Source organism: Natranaerobius thermophilus JW/NM-WN-LF (genome assembly GCF_000020005.1).
Classification (GTDB): Bacteria; Bacillota; Natranaerobiia; order Natranaerobiales; family Natranaerobiaceae; genus Natranaerobius; species Natranaerobius thermophilus.
The window spans coordinates 1219987-1240337 of sequence record NC_010718.1 but is presented as its reverse complement, the minus strand read 5'-3'; the positions used below and the strand labels follow the sequence as shown (position 1 = coordinate 1240337).

Below are 20351 nucleotides of genomic sequence, written 5' to 3'. Positions count from 1 at the left end.
GCAATACCTCCTTAATTAGAGCCACTAATTGGAGTCAGCATCTTCTTTCATTTGTTTTACAAGATAGCTTGCCACATTAATTCCTTTTGTACCTCTTCCAAATCCAGCATCAAGTCCGGATTCTTTTGCAATGTCATCATTCACCTGGGTTCCTCCACCTATCAAGATCACCTTATCTCGCATTCCTTTTTCCACACAAAGCTGATGTAACTTTTTCATATTTTCTCTATGAACATCACCATGTGTAATAATTGTACTGATCAAGATGGCATCAGCATCAATCTCTACTGCAGCATCAACTACTTTTTCTACAGGTACTGAGGTACCCAGATAGTCTGTCTTGATACCGAAAGCTTCGATTCCACCGTGTTTGATATCAATGATTTCTCTCATACCAACGGAGTGCTCATCTTCTCCTACTGTAGCAGCTACTACTTTCATGCCGTTTTCTGATACATAATCCCGAATCTCGTCTTCAGGAAGCAGTTCTTCCGGTTCAGGTATATCTAGTTCAGATGGATTGATTTCATGAGGTACACGACCTTTGACTTCAACATAAGTTCCTTCAGCCGGCTGCATACTGTATTTGTGGATCACTTCTGCATCTTCCCAACCCATTTTACCTACCATTTCTAGTGCTGCGTATTCTGCAACTCTCTCAGAAACAGGTAGGAACATTGTTAGGCATGCAATTCTATCTGCTGCCCATTCAACTTCTGGTATCAGTTTTTTCTCAGCTTTACGGTAATCTTCAGTTTTCTCTAATCTCTTTTCTACGTTGTCTTCATCATCTAATTCATCAATATAAGCAATTTTATCATGGTCACATAGGGTACATCCATCAACTGGCTCACATGGTGAATCCCATTCTTGAGGAAGGTTATTGTATCCAAAGTGCTCACAGACAGGTGCCATGTAGTCTTCGTCTCTCTTTACTATGGTATTGGCACCCACTCCGCCGTCGATATCTCTTTGAATACCGTCACCATTGCGTTCAGGATAAAAACCGGAGTCAACAAAATAGCCTTCTTCAACAGCTTTGAAATAACCACCCGTTTCCAGAATTTCTTCAAAGAAGAGTACAGCTCGTTCTTTTAGTTCACGTACTCTTTCTCCTACAATGCCATCGCGCTTAATTTCTACCAAGTCTTTTAAGCCATCCATTCCCAACAGGGCTTGTTTTGCAGTGTCAACAGCTTGCACACTGAAATGATGCCATGGCACATTCCTACCTTCATCTGGCGTAATAGTACTCTGAATTTCTGCCCTAGTCAATCGACTGATAAGCAGGTTCAGAACATGAGTGACTGTTGCTTCTCTAGTGTCTGATTCAATATATTTAGTGTTCATTTGAGCCCTAATATTATTCTTAGGGAACAACTCTCTCAAAGCTACCGCATAGGGTAAATCGTAAGTTAACGCAGGTGCTGGCGGTGCAGTAGGCGGCACACTACTTAGTGAAATCAATTCATCAGGCATTCCGATTCGCCTGGAATATGCTGTGTTAATAGCATGTTGTACCATTAGTTCAGGCATAACTTTCCATGCTTCTCGGGCTGTAGCGTTGGCATTGTGAGCACCGTCTATCTGTAGCATATCCACTGATTTCATCAAGTTTTTAGCAACTGCCGCATCGACAAAGGAACGAACCATATTAACATTTCTGTAAAGAACATTGTATTGGGGGTCCTGATGAGCACCGTTTACACCTTCTTCTGCAAATAGCAGAGCTATTTCTGGTCCAGATACTCCACTAACATATGAGTGAAGATTGAGGGGACGCCCCACTTCCTCTTCAATCAAATCCAGCCCTTTGCGAGTAGCTCTCAATTGTTTTCTTGAGATAGGGATACCACCCACTCCTTCAGGTGTTCCCTCAATCAAACCATCGAAGTGACTCTGACCGGCTGTCCTAATCACCATCATATGATCTGCACCATGCCAGGCAGCCATTCTCATCCGACGAATATCATCTTCAAATCTACCAGAAGCAATTTCAGATGTTATGACACAATCCGGTTGAGGATCAATCTCTTGAAAACTTCTAGCTGCTGGTAGAGGTACACTATTTTTAAGTGATTTGGATACTTCTTTATAATTAAAGGGTCCCACTTGCCTAGGGCCTTGCTCTTCTCTCCAGGCCCAACCTTTTCTTTTAGGGCGATACTTATCAAGATCATGTAAAATATCTTCAATTAAGAGTTTTTCATCAGTAGATAAGTTTTCTTGCTTCTTTTGGTTTTGATTGTTATTATCTGCCATTACTTACCACCTCCAAACAGCTCTACTGCTCTATCCCAGTGTTTACCATCAGCCAGGGCTCTTCCCGCTTCTTTAATTTCAATTCCTTGATCACGGGCTACTTTAAGCACAACATGCCCGGCTCCTTTGGAGAGTAGCTCTTTTTGAACACATTTATCTACAATAGCTTTTGATTCCATACTATCAAAGCCCATCCTTAGCAACACTGAACGCTCTATAGATGGTGAAGTATGATTTTGAGCTAAATCGACCATGGGGTCTACTGCTTTATCAGCTAGTTCCCAAAATCGTTGTTCTAGTTCTTTTTCTGACATTTCTTTCAAATGCTGTCTTCTACTTTCAAAGTCAGACATGCTTAACCCTCCTCTTTCAGAACTTTTTCCAATAACTGATCTACCCTATCTTTAGAAATTCCTAATTCCTCTGCTACAAAATCTTTATCATCATTATCAAGTTCTTTCACACCTGTATTTTTAACTACATTTTTGAGATATGATTGTCTTAATTTATCTAGTTCTACATTTTGTGTTCTGATTTGTTCTGGAGTTTCAGGGATAATGATTCGTTCACCGGGCTTATCTTCTTTAGCTGGATCTCCTCTTTTCACTTCTATTCCTTGCTCCTTAGCAAAGGTTAATTGAGCATAAGGATGCTTTCCAGCACTTGTATATTCAGTTTCTTGCACTACAATCACTTGGTCCTCATCCATGGTTTGTGCTATATCGAATGCAGCAGCCAAACTGGTATTTCCAGCTGGTCCTCTTTCTAAACCATCGAGTTGCGCCAAGGCTTCTGTGATGTAGAACACTTCACCTTGAGATACAGTAACATAGCGATCCATATGCCTTAAAGGACGTGCAGCACTTCTTGGTACATCAGATCTATCTGGCCATGTTGTAAAGGGCATACCAAAGCCAGTATGGCCAGTTGTAAAGGATTTACGGTTAAAATCTACATCACTGGCACTATGAAGACCACTCAAGTCAACACTGGCTGCAATTATTTCTGTGTCATTACATCCGGCCTTTGATAATCCCCTGGCCGTTCCAGTTAAGTTTCCACCGCCCGCATTGGTAACTATCACTGCATCCGGGTCTTTACCTGCTTGATTTCTAGTTTGTTCTGCAATTTCATATCCTAGAGTCTCTATTCCTGCTATTCCAAAAGGAGTATACAGAGAAGCATTAAAGTAGCCTGTCTCTTCCAATAGAATCAAGAACTTGTAAAATAGCTCTGGACCTACTGTCAACTGAACAACTTCCGCTCCGTAGGATTCACACTTACGACCTTTTTCCATAATCTCTGGTTGACCTTTATATTCTGAGTCAAAAACTTCTTGAACTACAATACAATCCAGCCCTCTCATGGCAGCTTGAGAAGCTACTGCAGCACCGTAGTTTCCACTAGTGGCTGAAATAACCCCTTTGTATCCATGTTTTTTTGCATGATAAACCGATACACTTCCTCTTCTTGCTTTAAAACTGCCTGAAGGATTGCAGGCTTCATCCTTGATAAATATGCGAGCACCTTTTCCTTCAGGGGCAAGTTCTCTAGCTAGTTGAGATAAGTTTTTCATCTCCAAAAGCGGTGTGTTGCCAATTCCAGTTTCTTCTTGAATATCTCGTACTTTATCTACACTGTAACCTACTTCTTGCATCATTGATTCGTAATCAAAAGCTACACGAGAACGCTCAAACTTGTTATAGTTTATTCCTACTGCTTTTTTCATGATTTCTCCACGTCTATCCATTACTGCTTGATAACTTTTATTCGTCACCGTAACCCACCTCCTTCATACGAGCTCGTAGCTCTTTACCAATAGATAAAAGTTCAGTTGGAGGTACACCAAAGTCATGTTTGTATCCAGGAGATACCCTTACCAGCTCTCCGCGTACCTTTCTTCCAATTACTGTTTCAATTTCTACTTGGTCTCCGACCTTCGCTTGTTCATCAATAAGAAATCCTTTAACCCACATTTCCAGAGGAACTTGCTTAGTTTCCTCTGGAAGATTAGCAGGTCGCTCTTCAGGTGATAACACCGTATTATGGATTTGTACCCATTCACCTTTTTTGGCTTGAGTACTCAATATTATCGCCTCCCCATAATTTTTTTAACATCGCCAACAATCGCTCTTGGTACAGGCAGATCTTTCATAGAAGTCAACCCTGCAGGAGCATCAACCAATAGTGGAATCATGTTGACTGCAGTTGCAATAGTTCCTACTCCACCAGGAACTTCTGGATTAATTGACATATTAATTTCTGGATTACCTTTAATGTAGATATAGTCTCCTGTATCTACACCTTCTTTGTCAGGATGGATCTGTTGAGGATGTTCTAAAACAATTAGCTCCTCGCCATCTTTAAAACCTTTACCCACATGCCTACAACCAGCAACCATGCCAGGTTCAACTTTAACATGTTCAGTTTCGCGATAAGTTTCAGAAACAATAGGCTCTCTAGTCTCTTCAATTTTATCTAAAGTTATTCCAAGAGCATCTGCAATCATGTATATACTCTCTGGAAAGCCTACGTGTCCTACTATTGTACCTTCTTCTACACCTTTATTAAATTCTTCTACCGTAGTTCCTACTCCCTGGGTTTTCATCACAGTTGCACCAAATGGTGATAGATCATTTACTCTTGAAGCCTTGATACTGTCTACACTAATTGCTCCACCGCTCAAAGCTATAATCAATGTATCCAAGACAAAACCTGGATTTACTCCTGTACCTAAAACACTAACACCATTTTTCTTAGCTATTTCATCCATTTGCTGAGCAAGTTCTTTTTCCTGTACCGAAGGATATGCCATTTCTTCTGCAATAGAAATTACATTAACACCTTGTTCAAGTATTTCCTTAATTTCAGGAAAAGCATCCTTGGTAAAAGAAGTGTTAGCTTGTAGTACTACATCAGGTTTCTTGTCTTTAATTTCAGCTACTAAATCGTTATTCACATTAACACCAATAGCTTCACGACCGACCACTTCTCCAACATCTTTTCCAACTTTGTTTGGTCGACCGGCTACCCCACCAACTAAATCCAAACCTTCCTTGTCAATCACCATTTTTGCCATACCGGAACCCATATTACCTAGGCCCCTTACTAAAACTCTAATATTTTCCATATTACTTGACACCTCCTAAATTATTTTAATTCCCTATTTTTAAGTTTCCAAAATTCATGTTAAATTATATGCAAAATTCATGCCAATTTATAAATAGGGATATAACCTTGTTATCACAGGATTTTAACGCAAATTTTTACTGTTTGGTGCAAATTAATTTGCGATATCCGCTAAACGGTACTTTTTAATTTTATACTGTAACGCTTGTCTACTTATCCCCAAGCTATTAGCAGCTTGAGATATGTTACCATTATATTTTTTTAGTTGTCCTTCAATGGCCTTTCTTTCAAAGCTTGCCATCTTATTGGGTAGAGTTTCTCCTTCTTCAAAATCAATTAGTTCTTGTTCATTAATTGTTGTATCATCGTGCCAGTCCTGATCAATTTCAAAGATATTTTGTTTCATTAAAGGTGGCAAGTGTTCTACGGTCATGCGTTCCCCACTTTCAATTACATTCATAGCTGCTTCAATAGAGTGTTCTAGCTCTCTGACATTACCTGGCCAGTAATAATTTTGTAATTTTTCCAGTAAGTTTTGGTCCATCCCTTTAATTTCTTTATTAAATTCCTTTTGAAATTTTTGTAGGAAATAGTCTATCAATGGCAAGATATCTTCTTTTCTGTCTCTCAAAGGAGGCAAAAACAAGTTAATGACACTGATTCTATAATATAGATCTGGTCGAAGGGTCTCTTCTTCCATGGCCTTGATGGGATCAGTATTCATTGTTGTAATAACTCTTACATCAACATCCTGTTCTTCTTTCCCTCCTACTGGTCGAACTTTCTTTTCTTCCAAAACCCTTAACAACTTTGCCTGCAAATGAAGTGGCAAAGTATGAATTTCATCTAAAAGCAAAGTCCCTTTGTGAGCTTGCTGAAATAATCCTGGTCTATTTACAGCACCAGTAAAACCTCCCTTTACTGTTCCAAATAAAATTCCTTCGACTAATTCAGAAGGTAAAGCTGCACAATTTTGAGCAATAAAAGGATTGGATTTCCTGTGGCTCTTTTGATGGATCTCTCTGGCAAACATCTCTTTACCTGTTCCTGTTTCACCATAAATCAATACATTGGAAGGTGTATTGGCTATTTTTCTAGTGTAATCAAGAACTTGTCTGATCACACGGCTTTTACCTACAATAGCAGTTTGTTCATCATCTTCTTCATCCAAATCTTCTGTTCCTTCTGAAATCATCTTTTGTTTCAGTTCGATAATTTCTTCCGACATATTTTTCAGCTCTGTAATATCCTTTGCAATTTCACAAGCTGCAACGATATTATCATTTATTTTAATGGGATAACTGCTATTTACTGTAGTCACTTGAGTACCTGTTATTGTTAAATAAGTTTGAACTCTGTTTTTAATTGGAAGACCAGTTTCTAATACTTTCAAGAGAGTACTGGTTTCTGAGTTTAAACAAGGAAAAACTTCTAATAAAGGCTTCCCAATTACTTGTTCTTGCTCCATTCCCTCTAACTGTCCCATTTGCCTGTTATAAAAGATTGTTTGACCATTGGCATCGACCACGTGTACACCTTCATCTAAAGCATCAAGTACATCTTTGTATAATACATCTGGTGCTTTCAAATCTTCACCTCCAGTACCCTATATTAATATGGAAAATATAATTATTACACCAAACAGGGAATATAGTTTAGTCATCTCTATATCAATATTCAACATAAGAGAGGAAGTCCCCTTGTAAATTTTGCGATTAACTGCAAAAAATTTAGGCAGTAACAACCATGTAATCATTGTAAAATATGGAAGTAATCCTTGACTGACGAATATGGGGATTAGTAAAAAAGCTACCAATCCAGTTATTGTAAAAATTTTACATGCCATTGAGTAGCCAAACAAAATAGCAAAAGTAGTTACACCACTTCTTTTATCCCATCTTTTATCCCTCAGATCATTCGCTTGTAAAATAATAGATACTAAACATGCAATGGGAATACTAATCAAAATTAAATCCCAATCTGAATAACCCAGTTGTGTCAAACCCCCAGCTTTTACTAACAATGGGCCCATCATTAAAAAAACTAGAACTGGACCTAAAGCCCGATATTTCAGTTGTAACGGAAACCCTGTATAAAAATAACCAGCTAGAATTCCTATGACAGCAATAACAGTTACTTTATATGAAGTTAATATACCAAGAATTAGACTAAGAATAAATGCAAAACTAAAAGACATAACTGCGAATATTAATATGTTTCTGGGAGGAATAATTTGTAATGGCAAAAGTTTACTTGACCCAAAGGAATTTACAGTATCTACTCCTCGTATAAAATCATAATAATCGTTAGTTAAATTAGTACCACCATGTATAGCTATCCCGCATAATAAAGTTATCAAATAAATTGGCCAATTAACACCACTTCCTATCTCCCAGAAAGTACCTATTGTAATAGGAATAATAGAGGTAGGGAAAGAAAAAGGTCTTAAAGCTCTGAAATATAATGTTGATTTCATTGTAGCAACTCCTTTTAAAATTTAGCGCTTTTATGTTTCGTTGTTGAAATTTATATTTTACAATATTATTTACTTTATTATTTAAATTAAATCTAATTCTAAAAAAAAACTGAAAGCATTTGCTTTCAGTTTTTAAAGTCAGTCCATAAATATTTGTCAGCGAAAATCATTATTCTTTGTATTTATTCTTCAGCAGGTGGATGGATTACATAATCGTAGGTGATCTCGGTTTTGTCAGGGTCAAAGCTACTCCATACGGAACAATAAGTACTTTCTGACAATTCAATGGCTCGAACCAATTCTTTTTCCGTCAAATCTTTACTTTTAACATGAAAGGTCATGTCAATTTTTTCAAAGATTTTGGGATGCTCATCTCTTCTCTCTCCGGAAACTTCAACCCAATATTCTTCAATTTCTTTTCGTCTTTTTCTTATTATCGTCATGATATCCATACTGGCACATCCAGCAAGACTTATTAATAACATTTCCATGGGACAGGGTCCTTCTTCATTTCCCCCAACCCCCGATGTTGCATCAAAGACTACTTGGTTAGTACTATTTTCACCTTCTCCATAAAAAGCCATATTGTCTTTCCAAATAATTTTGCTCTTCACTTTATCACTCTCCCTTTATAATAACTTTAGTAACTTTAGAAGCTACTATGTCTATTTCTTTAATTGAAACTGTTCGCAAGTCAAACACCAATTTATCTTTTTGCAATCTTGTAACTATAGGAGGGTTTTGTTGTCTCAATTGATCCCAAATTTTATGAAGATCAGTTGATGAACAAGTTAAAGTAACTACCCAAGTCGGTAATTCCTGGGTTGGCATAGCCCCTCCTCCTACCCTAGAAATATTAGATTCAATTTCTAATTTATATTCTTTGGTGATAAATTCCGAAAGTTTATCGTAAAGTAATTTTGCACGTGTTTTGATTTCATCCTGAGATATTGTCAGCATATTCAGAACTGGTATCTTTTCCCTGGCTTGTTCTGGCTGTAAATATAAACGTAAGGTTTCCTCTAGCGCTTTTAATGATAGTTTATCAACTCGAAGAGCCCTTGTTAATTGGTCTTGTTTTAAAAGTTGAATCAGCTCTCTTCTTCCAGCTATTATTCCAGTTTGTGGTCCTCCCAGTAGTTTATCTCCACTAAATGTTACCAAATCAACACCAGTATCTAAAACTTCTTTTATAGTAGGTTCATTATCTAAACCGTACTCTGTTAAGTCTAGAAAAAGCCCACTTCCTAAGTCTTCCACTACTGTGATCCCATTATTGTGTGACATTTCCACCAGTTCACTGCGAGAAACGCTGTCTGTAAAGCCAATTATTTCATAATTAGAGGTGTGTACCTTCATAATCAACCCTGTTTCTTCTGAAATTGCCTGTTCATAATCTTTTAAATGAGTCTTATTGGTAGTGCCAACTTCTACTAAATGAGCACCACTTTGTTTCATTACTTCAGGAATTCTAAAGCTACCACCAATCTCTACGAGTTCACCTCTCGAAAGTATCACTTCTTTGTCCTGTGCCAATGCTTTCAAGACAAGCATGACTGCGGCTGCATTGTTGTTTACCACCATAGCACTTTCAGCACCTGTAAGAGTAGTAATCAAATCTTCTATATGATCATATCTGCTACCCCTTGAACCTTGGTCCAAATCATATTCTAAATTACTATAGTTTGAAACAGTTTCTGTAAGTTTCTCCATGATACCCGATGAAAGAGGAGCACGTCCCAAATTGGTGTGTAATACAGTTCCCGTACAATTTATTACCCGCTTAAATTTGGCTTCCGTTCTTGATTGGATCATTTGATAGATTTTATTTATCAGATATTCTTTGATACCCTTTGTTTCATCTTGATAATCAACCATAAATTTAGTTAAATCCTGATCATGATTAATAATTGCGTTTCTAAGTTTATCCTGTTCTTCTCTAACTATATCTACAATCATTTCTCGATTATAAAAATTTAAATATTGCTGAATTTCAGTTTCTGCCACTAATTCATTGACAGATGGGATAGCTCGTAACAATTGCTTCAACTTAATCACCTCTATTCTAACTGGTCAGCTAAATATACAAATGTTTTTCATTGAACTCAATTATAACCTAAATTTGTAGATGATTGCAAAACTCTCTTTAATGATAACATCTTTAATGAATAAATAAACCCACTCCTATTTATGCTCGGGAGTGGGGGCTTAAAATAATCCACATATTTTCAATGAGTATTCAATATTTTTATCTAAATTTTATTAATTGAATTATAATTAAGTTTTAATACACTGAAATTAACAAGTCTATTTTATTTAACACCATAACCGAAATGGCGACTGACCTCTGTAGTAACTCTCTCTAGTTCTTCTTTAATTGTCATCATTTTCTTAAAATCTAATCTAAAAGAAGGACCACTCACACTAATGGCCGCAACTGTCTTTCCGGAAAAATCCTTAACAGGCATGGCTATACAACATAGTCCTTTACAATACTCTTCATCGTCAATAGCATAACCTTGTTTCTTTACATTTCTTAACTCATTCAAAAGCTCGTCCACTGATGTAATGGTTTTTTCTGTCAATTTTTCTAACTGAAAGTCTTCTAGTAGTTGTCTGAGATTTTCTTCTCTCAATTCAGAAAACAGCACTTTTCCCATAGCAGTTGCATAAAAGGGTTCTTTTTCACCTACATGGAAATTAGCCTTTAATCTATAGCTGGTTTCTGGCTCCACCTTAGAAACAACTACTACGTCTCTTCCTTCTTTAACCCCTAAGTTGACAGTTTCTTGAAACTTTTCACATAGTTCTTTTAGGTATTTAGGATCTAGATTACCTACAGATCTCTGCCTGGGTACGGCACTTCCTAACTGAAAAATTTTCCAGCTCAGTCTATATTTGTTGTCAGGTAGTTTTTCAACGTACTGATAGGCAACTAGAGTATCTAACAATCTATGAATAGTGCTCTTACCAATGTTTAATCTACTACTCAATTCGCTGACTCCTAGACCATCATCGGATTCTTGTAATGATAATATTTCTACAATTTCAAAAGCTTTTTCTAGCGTTTGAACAGGATATTTAGGTTTATACATAGGTGTAATTAATTGATTCAATTTAGTCACCTCACAGTTCTACTTACATGGACGTAAGTATAATAAGATCTAATAACAGTTTATCAGTTTTTTTTATGTTAATAAAGCCTATAGATATATAATACTATATATCTATAGGCTTTTAAATACCCTGTTTCAGTAGCTAGTTAGATTAATCTATAACTTTTTCAACTTGCTCTAGGGCTTGTTTTAGATCAGCAATGACATTTTCAGGCTCTTCAATTCCTACAGATAATCGCACTTGTCCTTCAGTAATACCTACACGCTCTCGTTCTTCTTTACTCATTGTGGCATGACTCATAGAAGGTGAATGCTGAATCAGAGAATCTACACAGCCAAGACTAGTAGCAAGACTAACTAGTTCAACACTGTTCATAAGGGCTTTTCCTGCCTTTGCACCACCTTTGACATCAAAACTCATCATGCCACCAAAATCTTTCATCTGCTTTTTGGCTAGCTCGTGTTGCGGATGAGTTTCAACACCAGGGTATAGAACTCTTTCTACCATATGATGGCCTTCTAGGAATTCAGCTATCTTTTTAGCGTTTTGGCAGTGTTTTTCCATTCGCACTCCTAGTGTTTTAATTCCTTTAGATACTTCTGCTGCATCCATTGGAGACATAATTCCACCGAAGAATTCAAGATATGGTGCTTTGATTTTATCCATTAACTCTTTTGAACCTACTATAGCTCCACCAACAATGTCTCCATGACCATTCAAGTATTTTGTTGCACTATGAAGTACAACATCTGCTCCTATATTTAGTGGATTTTGTAGATAAGGAGTTGCCCAAGTATTGTCAACAAACAGTTTAGCACCATTAGCATGTGCAAGTTCAGCTGATTTTTCAATATCAGTGATCCCCAATACAGGATTTGAAGGAGTTTCAATATATACTATTTTAGTATTTGGTTTGATTGCTTCTTCAATGTTTTTAGGATCTGTTGTATCAACCATAGTCACTTCAATTCCGTATTGAGGTAAAAGATCGCGGACAAAACCATAGGTACAACCATAGATGATATCACCTGTCACAATATGGTCACCAGCTTGTAGTTCTGCCATTAATGCAGTAGAAATTGCTGCCATGCCTGAAGCCGTAGCCAAAGCTGCTTCAGCATTTTCAAGAGAAGCAATTTTTTCTTGTAAAGCGTCTACCGTGGGGTTTCCAAATCTACCATAAGAATATCCTTCCTCTTCTCCATAGCCTATTCTGATAGCTCTCTCGACATTATCAATAACAAAGGTTGAAGTCCGGTAAACTGGCGCTACATGAGCTCCTGTAGTAGGGCAGGGTTCACTACCTGCATGAATAGCCTTAGCATTAAATGATAACCTACGTTTTTCCATAAATATCCCTCCGTCTTAATTTTAATTTATATTTAGGCTGATTTACTTGCCAGCTTCCTTGGGAAGTCTGCCAAAGCTTCACAACCATCTTTGGTAACTCTTACTGTTTCTGTCAATTCAAAGCCAAAATCATCAGACCACATACCAGGGGCATTAAGTGGAAAGTCATATTTTCTTGAAGTACAGTTTTATCTCCTGGTCGCAAGCTGATTGTATGCTCTCCCAATCTGGTGGATAATTAAGACCAACAGAGTAACCAATACGGGATTCTTTGTTCAAGCCGTATTTTTTAGCACACCAGCCCAAGTTGCTTCAATTTCCTCACAAGTTACACCTGGTTTGATAAATTCTAAAGTTGTGTTAACCCCTTCTGCTACAATATCAGCCATTCTTTGAAGCTCTTGAGGTGGATTATCTCCCAAGAATATAGTTCTAGCCATAGGTGAATGATACCTGCGATAGCAACCAGATAGTTCCAAAATAATTGCATCGTTTTCTTGATATTTCCTATCTGTCCAGGTCAAGTGACATGCGCCAGTATTTTCTCCTGAAGGCATAAGAGGAACTATAGCAGATAATCCCCTCCATGCTCTTCTGTTCCAGTTAACACAAGCATCCACTTTGGGATTTTCCAATACACCTTCTTCAACCATTAACCTTGCACCAGCGTTTTCTTCATTGGGCTGAAATACAAATTTTATATTTCCTTTAAGTTTCTCTTTTTGTTGACTTAAAATTTTGGCTGCTACCAATAACATGGCCATATGGCCATCATGGGCACATGCATGCATAACACCATCATTTTTTGATTTATAAGCTACTTCATTCTATAATACGTCACTGTCAGGTAATGTAACAACTGTGCCACAAAAGATAATCTATTGTGCTGAGACAACAGTTTTTTTGAAAAATTTTTTTAAGATAGTATAGAATCATTGACAAGCTGTAACACTATGGATATAATCAACACGTATTTAACTAATAGTTAAATTTTTAGAAAGTTAGGTGTTATAAATTGTCTTTACCATCTTTAAAAATTGGAGAACTAATTGCCAAAGTACCTATTATTCAAGGAGGAATGGGAGTTGGTGTTTCCCTATCTAGATTAGCTTCAGCTGTAGCTAATCACGGGGGAATCGGAGTAATTTCCGGAGTCCAAATCGGTTATTCTGAACCGGATTTCTCTACAAATCCCGATCAAGCAAATCTAAGGGCTTTGACAAAACAAATCAGAAAGGCCAAAGATTTAAGTCCTTCAGGTATCATTGGGGTCAATCTACTAGCAGCTATTAATAATTATGAAGATATGGTTAAAACAGCTGTCAAAGAAAACATAGATGTGATTGTAACAGGGGCTGGGCTACCTAAGAATTTACCAGGTCTAGTAGAAGATGCTAAAACTAAATTAGCACCCATTGTATCTTCAGGGAAGGCAGCTTCTTTGATTTGTAAATTATGGGATAAACGTTATAACCGGGTACCTGATATAGTAATTGTAGAAGGTCCCTTGGCCGGTGGGCATTTAGGTTTTAAAAAACAACAGTTGAACAGTCCCGATTGCTCAACTTTAGAAAAGCTCATCCCTGAGACCCAAGAGGCCTTACATCCTTTTGCAAAAAAATATGAACGTACTATTCCAGTAGTAGCAGCCGGAGGAATATTCAACGGACAAGATATTGCAAAGTTTCTAAAGATGGGTGCTCAAGGGGTACAGATGGGAACACGCTTTGTTACCACTGAAGAATGCGATGTACATGAAAACTTCAAAAAAGCTTATATAAATTCACGGGAACAAGATATTCAGCTAGTTGATAGCCCTGTGGGGATGCCCGGAAGAGCCATTTCAAATAATTTCACAAAACAAATTGAAACAAAACGAATCCCCGTTTCAAAGTGCAATAATTGTCTAAAACCCTGTGATCCCAGTACTAATATTTATTGTATTTCCGAGGCCTTAATCAAGTCCTGTCAAGGAAATACAACAGATGGTCTAATTTTTTCAGGGACAAATGCTTACAGAACTAATAAATTGACGAGCGTAAAAGATCTAATGACAAGTTTAGTCCAAGAAGCGGAACTCGCTTATTAAATTTTGAAACAAAAAAGGACTTAACCAAAAAGTAAACAAATAACTTTTTAAGGGATACGGTCCTATGTATTTTAAAATCAAAGTAAAAAAGGTAGCTTTAATATTTAATCTAAATGAAAAAGGGCTGAACCCAAAAAGTTATCACTTTTGGGACAACCCCTTTTTTATTATATATCAACTAATAATTACCGTGTCATCTTACCGTGCCATTATAGCTACTAATTTTCATGAACATTACTACACAACAAGAGACTACACATCATTGGCAAATAACATAAAAGGATCGACTAAGTATTACTTAATTTCTTTTTCAAAAGTTGAAGATTTATCTTCTTCATAATTGTTCTCATAATCATTTAATATCTTAACTACTAAAGATACCATACCCAATAAAGCAATCAAGTTAGGAATTACCATCAAACCGTTAAAAGTATCGGCGAGTTCCCAGACTACCGTCACTTCTAAACTTGTACCGATAACCACAAAAATTAGTACTAAACCTTGAAAAACTCTCAAAAACTTTGTACCGAACAAATATCTAATATTAGCCTCTGCAAAGAAATACCAACTGATAATAGTAGATAATGCAAAGAAAAACATACTAATTGCAATAAATGAGTTTCCCAATTCTCCAAACCCTTCATAAAAACCATATTGTGTCAATTCAATACCAACTAAATCAGTAGTATAAGCTTCTGTTATGATAATAACAAGGGCTGTAACAGTACAAACAATCAAAGTGTCAAATAATACGCCAAAGATACCTACAAGGCCCTGTTGAGCGGGATGCTTTACTTTAGCTACTGCGTGTGCATGAGGAGTTGAACCCATTCCTGCTTCATTAGAAAATAACCCTCTAGCAATCCCATAACGGAACACTTCTCTAATAGTTACTCCTATAATACCTCCAGTAGCAGCAGCTGGATTAAAAGCTCCGTAGACAATCATTTTGATAGCTGGTATAATTTCTTGATAGTTTGTTAGTATAATCACAAAGGCTCCAAATAGATAAAACACCGCCATAATTGGAACTACATTTGAAGTGAAGTGGGCAATTCGACTCATTCCTCCAATTACTATCAGACCCACTAAAAAAGCAATAACTAATCCAGTCACTAAGGGGGGAATTTGAAAAGCACTATTTACAGCATCAGCGATGGAATTAGATTGCACCATATTTCCCATGAATCCTAAAGCCAAAACAATTGCTACAGCAAAAAAACCAGCTAAAGCTTTACTACCCAAACCATGTTTTATATAGTAAGCTGGCCCTCCTACAACCCGTCCGCCAACTTTTTCAGTATATACCTGTGATATCACAGCTTCTGCAAAAATAGTCCCCATACCAAAGAAACCACTAATCCACATCCAAAATACGGCTCCAGGTCCCCCCGCTGCTATTGCCGTAGCCACTCCTGCCAGGTTACCAGTACCCACTTGTGCAGCAATGGCAGTTGCCAACGCTTGAAAAGAACTCATGCCTTCGTCATCCGCTTTGACGCCTTCATTCTTTTTAAAAGTCTCTCTTACAGTATCTTTTAGCCGCCGCAACTGAATAAACCTAAGCTTAATAGTAAATAAAACACCCGTACCTAACAACAGTACTAACATAACCGGTCCCCATAACACATTATTAATACTTTCGATAACACTTAACGAGTCCATAATTCCCTCCCAATTAAAATTTTTTCCTTGTTTATGTGTTGTAGAATCAATAACTTTAATGAGAAATCTTCTATAAAAAATTCCTTTATTAAAGTATTGACCAGATCTATGCTTTTATTCATAATTTGCATATTTGAATAATGTTGACTATATTAAGATTGTTTAAATTTACCCGTTCAGTTAAGAACGAGTATGTAAGCCAAGGAGGTAATAAAAAAAGGAGAGCACAGACGCAATATCTAGCGCGCCTTGCTCCCCTTTTTTATTATTTTTTTACCTTGTACTATTTTTTTACCTTCTACTATAATGATAACTTGAGTTCAGCTTGTCCACAAAGTCTATTTAATAATCAATCGACAAGCTGAAATGACCTTCTAATAACTAATTAGGAGGCTATTTGTCTACAGCCTTAGCAGTCAAGCTAATTACTGTAGCTTCTACTTGCTCGATTTATTCACCCTAAAAATTGAGGGTTTCTTGTTTATCTAAATCTAAAATTACTTTTAACAGCATGTCAGCCACTATTTTCAATTTATTTCGATCAACCTTTTCAGGAGTATCTTCTGGACTATGATAATAAATATCATCAGGTCCCCATATCCAAGTGGTAGGAACACCTGCTGATGCAAACTTACCACTATCTGGTGTCCCAAAATCATTGAATCCATATTCCACGGCATATCCATATTCCCGCGCTTTTTCGTAAAAAAACTGACAAACTTTGTCTGGGAAATTTACTGTTTTATCTGGCCACTCTCCTCCCTTCATAACACATAATGAATTTCCATTACCAACCATATCTAATTCAACAGCAGCTTTTATATTATTTAGTTCGCTTTTATGCCTATTTATATACTCCAATGCACCTGCGGCCCCTAATTGTTCTTCTGCCCCAGTTGATAAAAATTCTATAGTTCTATTTAATTTCATATCCTTTAAAAGACGAGCAAGTTCCATCATTATTACGGTACCTGATCCATTATCATTCGCTCCAGGCGTTCCAGCAGAGTCTCTATGTCCATATATAAGAATTTTCTCATTATTATTTTGGCTTCCTGCTTTAACCCCTCTTATATTGGATGAACGCATTTTTTCGTTTAGCGTGTCAACAATAATGTCTACAATAACTTTTTCTTGATTCATTAAATCAAGAATCAAGTCACCTTTATTTTTGCTAACAATAACAGATGGGATTTCATTTGGTTCGATAGGTAAAAACCTTTTCGATGGTTCAAAATAGCCAGTTTCTAGAGTAGTTATAAATTCCCAATCATCGAAATTAATAAGAATTGCACCAATTGCACCTTTTTCTGAAGCTGTTTTTATTTCTGGCCAGAAATGATCTTTGATTTGTTTGTCATCTCTATGGAAAATTACTATTTTTCCTTCTACATCTTTACCTTCATAATCTTGTTCTAAACCATTTTTTACATAAACTAGTTCACCTTGTAATCCTTCTTTATGAGTTCCCGGTGAATAATACATTGCCCTGGTATCGAATGTGAGTTCTAGAGGCTTTCTTAACTTTATTTGGGAATTTTTTTCATAAAAAGAAAATACATCAAAAGATTCTTCATAAACTTCGAGTCCAGATTGTATAAACGATTTTTTAACAATTTCACCAGCTTCTTTTTCTGCTGTAGAACCTGCAAATCGATCCCCTAAAGCTGCTAAATCGACAATATCTTCATACATTCTCAATCCATCACTTTCAAAAATCTCCATTGTTACAACCCCCTTGTCTGTTATAGTTATTTTAGAAGAGTAGGCAAAAACCCCTCTTTGATCACGTAATAAGTGTAGCACACTAACTTTTTGTAAATCTTTTGTGACTATATTTTCCATCATAACAGTTGTCAAAACTGCTTTTCACAATAAGTTTATCCCGGGATTTTTGCAATATTGGAGGTCGTCGAATATTTCGGAATACTAAGGATTAAATAATTTATTATTAGTTACTAAGTATGATATTCTAGCTCTTTTATAAAAACCCTCCAAAATATGTTAATTTTATTAATAATTTACTGTAATATATTTACTAGAAAAAAATCATCGCTGATTATAGCTATTTAAAACTCAGTATTTCCTATATAAATAAAAGGGGCTGTCCCAAAAGTGACTAACTAACACACACTTTAAGGGTGCAGCCCCTTTTCTTTGTCTATTTTAAAAAGGTAATAAAGGCAGCCAGTCTTTCCCTAGAATCCTATGGCTGCCTTCTTAATCATATTATGTGCTAAACTGATTAATCCAAGTTCGATATTAACTTTATCTAGCCCACGGAGCATAAATCGCCTAAACATACGATTAGCCTTGAAATGACCATTTACACTCTCCACATCAATTTTCCTTTGAGAAGAGAGCTCTCTTCCATGATCAGTTCCAAGGTTTTCTCTAGCTTTTTGTTTGTAACTTTCTAATTCCCAATTGACCCAAACAGTCCTACCTTTTTTAGACTTAGTACACTTTTCTTTTAACTCACATTCTTGGCAATCAAAACATCTATACAGTCGCCGTTTTGTAATATAACCAGCTTCAGTTTTGTAACTTTTTTCATATTGAAAGTGTAACTCTTTCCCATTTGGACAGATGAATTTATCATTTTTAGCATCATAATGCATATTTTCTCTTCGGAATATTTTCTTTCTCCAACTACGTTTTTGTTCCTGGAAATATGTATTATACTTAACGTAAGCATTCCTATCTTTTTCTTCTAAATATCTATAGTTTTCTTCACTTCCGTAACCAGCATCAGCAATTATGTTTTGAGGAACATTACCAAGCTGTTCTTCAAGTTTTTCTAAATGCGGAATTAAACAAGTTGTGTCAGTTGGTTTCTGGTGAATACTATATCCTAAAATGAATTGGTTTTCTGTTCCCAGCTGAATGTTGTATCCTGGTTTTAACTGACCATTTTTCATGTGATCTTCTTTCATGCGCATAAAAGTAGCATCTTTATCTGTTTTTGAAAAACTGTTTCGGCCATTAAAAGTTGACTGATATTTTTCATACTTTCGTGTCCGGGGTAAGTAGTCTTTTTTTATTGTTTTTACTGCTTTCTTCACTTTTTTGTTTTTTGGTTCTTCTTTTAAACGTGATTCTAGTTTTTCTACGGTTTTCTCCAGATCTTCACTTGTTATTTGACTGTCTTCTCCCAATTCATCTAAATCTTTATCACCATATATTTCATTTTCTCGCTCATTTTCCTCTTCTATCTCTTGTAATAATTCTTTTATTTTAGCTTGAAGATTAGCTTCATAGCGGTCTGTGGACTTCTTCCATACAAAACTGTAACGGTTTGCATTAGCTTCTACTTTAGTGCCATCTAAAAAGTAATTTTCAAATTTTACGTAACCTTCTTTTATCAAAAGTTCAAGCACTGATGCAAACACTTCGTCTATTACGTATTTCATCCGCTCTGATCTAAACCTATTAATTGTTCTAAAATCAGGTTTTTGTCGTGCTGCTATCCACATGAAAGGCAGTTGCTCTCTAACTGCTTTGGCTATTTGACGTGAAGTATATATCTTTTGTGTATAAGCATATACTAAAATTTTAGTCATCATTTTTGGATGATAACTGCTTCTCCCTCCACCTGGATAATATTTTAAGAATAAATTATCATCTAGTTCATCAATTGAGTCATTTACTACCCTCACAACATGATTATCTGGTATTCTTCACTTAAATCCATTGGCAGTTGTAGTTGATTCATGTTATAATCTTTAAAGACAATTTTATTATTGTTCATAAAGAAGCCGCTCCTTTCTATTGGTTTGTTTGGTCACTTACCATTTTATCAAAAGAGCGGCTTCTTTTTAATATTTAATTAAAATGAATTAGGGGCTGCACCCCAAAAATTATCACTTTTGGGACAGCCCCTCGTTGAATTTCAATTTATTTTGTGTCTCTAGGATATTAAATTAATTAGACTTTTGGATCATTACTTATTTATTATCATTTGATGAATTGTATCTTTTATTCTCTGCTTATGTTTTTCTTATAGTGCTGCCATTTCGCCGTATAAATCTTTTTATTAGCCATTCTTGGCATCTATTTTAAGTTTTTATTTTGATATCTTTATCATTTTCGCTGTTGTAGTGATCTTCGCAACCCCCGTCATTAAGGAAATTGGCGGGAGTATGTGGGAATCGAACCCACCGGAGACGGAACTCGCCTCCCAACGGATTTGAAGTCCGCGGGCCTCACCAGAGATCCAACTACTCCCATAATCTTGCTACGCCTATTGTAACAGGGGTTTTG

14 protein-coding genes, 1 tRNA gene and 3 pseudogenes are annotated in these 20351 nt (G+C 36.4%); 1 reads left to right on the top strand and 17 read right to left on the bottom strand.

The features are described 5' to 3' along the window. Positions 1-24: 24 nt before the first annotated feature. The 13 genes and pseudogenes from oraE to NTHER_RS16505 all read right to left on the bottom strand — a co-directional run. A complete protein-coding gene (gene oraE / locus NTHER_RS05920) occupies positions 25-2262 on the bottom strand; it encodes a D-ornithine 4,5-aminomutase subunit OraE (protein WP_012447628.1) in 2238 nt (745 codons plus the stop codon). Continuing rightward, the gene (locus tag NTHER_RS05915; RefSeq protein ID WP_012447627.1) at positions 2262-2615 is read right to left on the bottom strand and encodes an ornithine aminomutase subunit alpha; all 354 of its coding nucleotides are present in this window, start codon (positions 2613-2615) and stop codon (positions 2262-2264) included. The genes oraE and NTHER_RS05915 overlap by 1 nt, the downstream gene beginning before the upstream one ends. 2 nt (positions 2616-2617) lie before the next feature. Then, positions 2618-4039, bottom strand: a complete 1422-nt coding sequence (ortB, locus tag NTHER_RS05910) for a 2-amino-4-oxopentanoate thiolase subunit OrtB (protein ID WP_012447626.1) — start codon at positions 4037-4039, stop codon at positions 2618-2620. Then, a complete protein-coding gene (gene ortA / locus NTHER_RS05905) occupies positions 4029-4349 on the bottom strand; it encodes a 2-amino-4-oxopentanoate thiolase subunit OrtA (protein WP_012447625.1) in 321 nt (106 codons plus the stop codon). The genes ortB and ortA overlap by 11 nt, the downstream gene beginning before the upstream one ends. A 2-nt stretch (positions 4350-4351) precedes the next feature. Then, positions 4352-5392: a 2,4-diaminopentanoate dehydrogenase gene (gene ord / locus NTHER_RS05900; RefSeq protein ID WP_012447624.1), complete on the bottom strand. Its 1041-nt coding sequence runs from the start codon at positions 5390-5392 to the stop codon at positions 4352-4354. Between the two features lie 153 nt (positions 5393-5545). Next, on the bottom strand, positions 5546-6979 hold the full coding sequence (locus tag NTHER_RS05895) for a sigma-54 interaction domain-containing protein (protein WP_012447623.1): 1434 nt from the start codon (positions 6977-6979) through the stop codon (positions 5546-5548). Positions 6980-6997: 18 nt separating this feature from the next. Then, complete coding sequence (locus NTHER_RS05890; RefSeq protein WP_012447622.1) at positions 6998-7867, bottom strand: prenyltransferase; 870 nt, start codon at positions 7865-7867, stop codon at positions 6998-7000. A gap of 182 nt (positions 7868-8049) precedes the next feature. Then, positions 8050-8481 (bottom strand): OsmC family protein, encoded by a 432-nt coding sequence (locus NTHER_RS05885; protein WP_012447621.1) that lies wholly within the window; start codon positions 8479-8481, stop codon positions 8050-8052. 4 nt (positions 8482-8485) lie between these two features. Further along, positions 8486-9925, bottom strand: a complete 1440-nt coding sequence (gene selA, locus NTHER_RS05880; RefSeq protein WP_148206820.1) for an L-seryl-tRNA(Sec) selenium transferase — start codon at positions 9923-9925, stop codon at positions 8486-8488. Positions 9926-10179: 254 nt separating this feature from the next. Next, positions 10180-10992: an IclR family transcriptional regulator gene (locus NTHER_RS05875; RefSeq protein ID WP_414628111.1), complete on the bottom strand. Its 813-nt coding sequence runs from the start codon at positions 10990-10992 to the stop codon at positions 10180-10182. Positions 10993-11134: 142 nt separating this feature from the next. Then, the gene (locus NTHER_RS05870; RefSeq protein ID WP_012447618.1) at positions 11135-12334 is read right to left on the bottom strand and encodes a trans-sulfuration enzyme family protein; all 1200 of its coding nucleotides are present in this window, start codon (positions 12332-12334) and stop codon (positions 11135-11137) included. Positions 12335-12366: 32 nt separating this feature from the next. Next, a pseudogene (locus NTHER_RS16510) lies at positions 12367-12944 on the bottom strand (M24 family metallopeptidase); the annotation flags it as partial. Next, positions 12925-13092 (bottom strand): annotated as a pseudogene (locus NTHER_RS16505) (M20/M25/M40 family metallo-hydrolase); the annotation flags it as partial. The pseudogenes NTHER_RS16510 and NTHER_RS16505, both read right to left, overlap by 20 nt. Positions 13093-13349: 257 nt before the next feature. Here NTHER_RS16505 and NTHER_RS05860 point away from each other — a divergent pair. Next, positions 13350-14423, top strand: coding sequence for an NAD(P)H-dependent flavin oxidoreductase (locus NTHER_RS05860; RefSeq protein WP_012447616.1), 1074 nt, complete (start codon positions 13350-13352; stop codon positions 14421-14423). 294 nt (positions 14424-14717) lie between these two features. Here NTHER_RS05860 and NTHER_RS05855 read toward each other — a convergent pair whose 3' ends face one another. The 4 genes and pseudogenes from NTHER_RS05855 to NTHER_RS05840 form a co-directional block, all read right to left on the bottom strand. Next, a complete protein-coding gene (locus NTHER_RS05855) occupies positions 14718-16088 on the bottom strand; it encodes an alanine/glycine:cation symporter family protein (RefSeq protein ID WP_012447614.1) in 1371 nt (456 codons plus the stop codon). Between the two features lie 459 nt (positions 16089-16547). Beyond that, positions 16548-17813 (bottom strand): M20/M25/M40 family metallo-hydrolase, encoded by a 1266-nt coding sequence (locus NTHER_RS05850; protein ID WP_041366948.1) that lies wholly within the window; start codon positions 17811-17813, stop codon positions 16548-16550. Between the two features lie 473 nt (positions 17814-18286). Continuing rightward, positions 18287-19839: pseudogene (locus NTHER_RS05845) on the bottom strand (IS1182 family transposase). Positions 19840-20220: 381 nt separating this feature from the next. Further along, positions 20221-20316 (bottom strand) — tRNA-Sec (locus tag NTHER_RS05840). Positions 20317-20351: the final 35 nt, after the last annotated feature.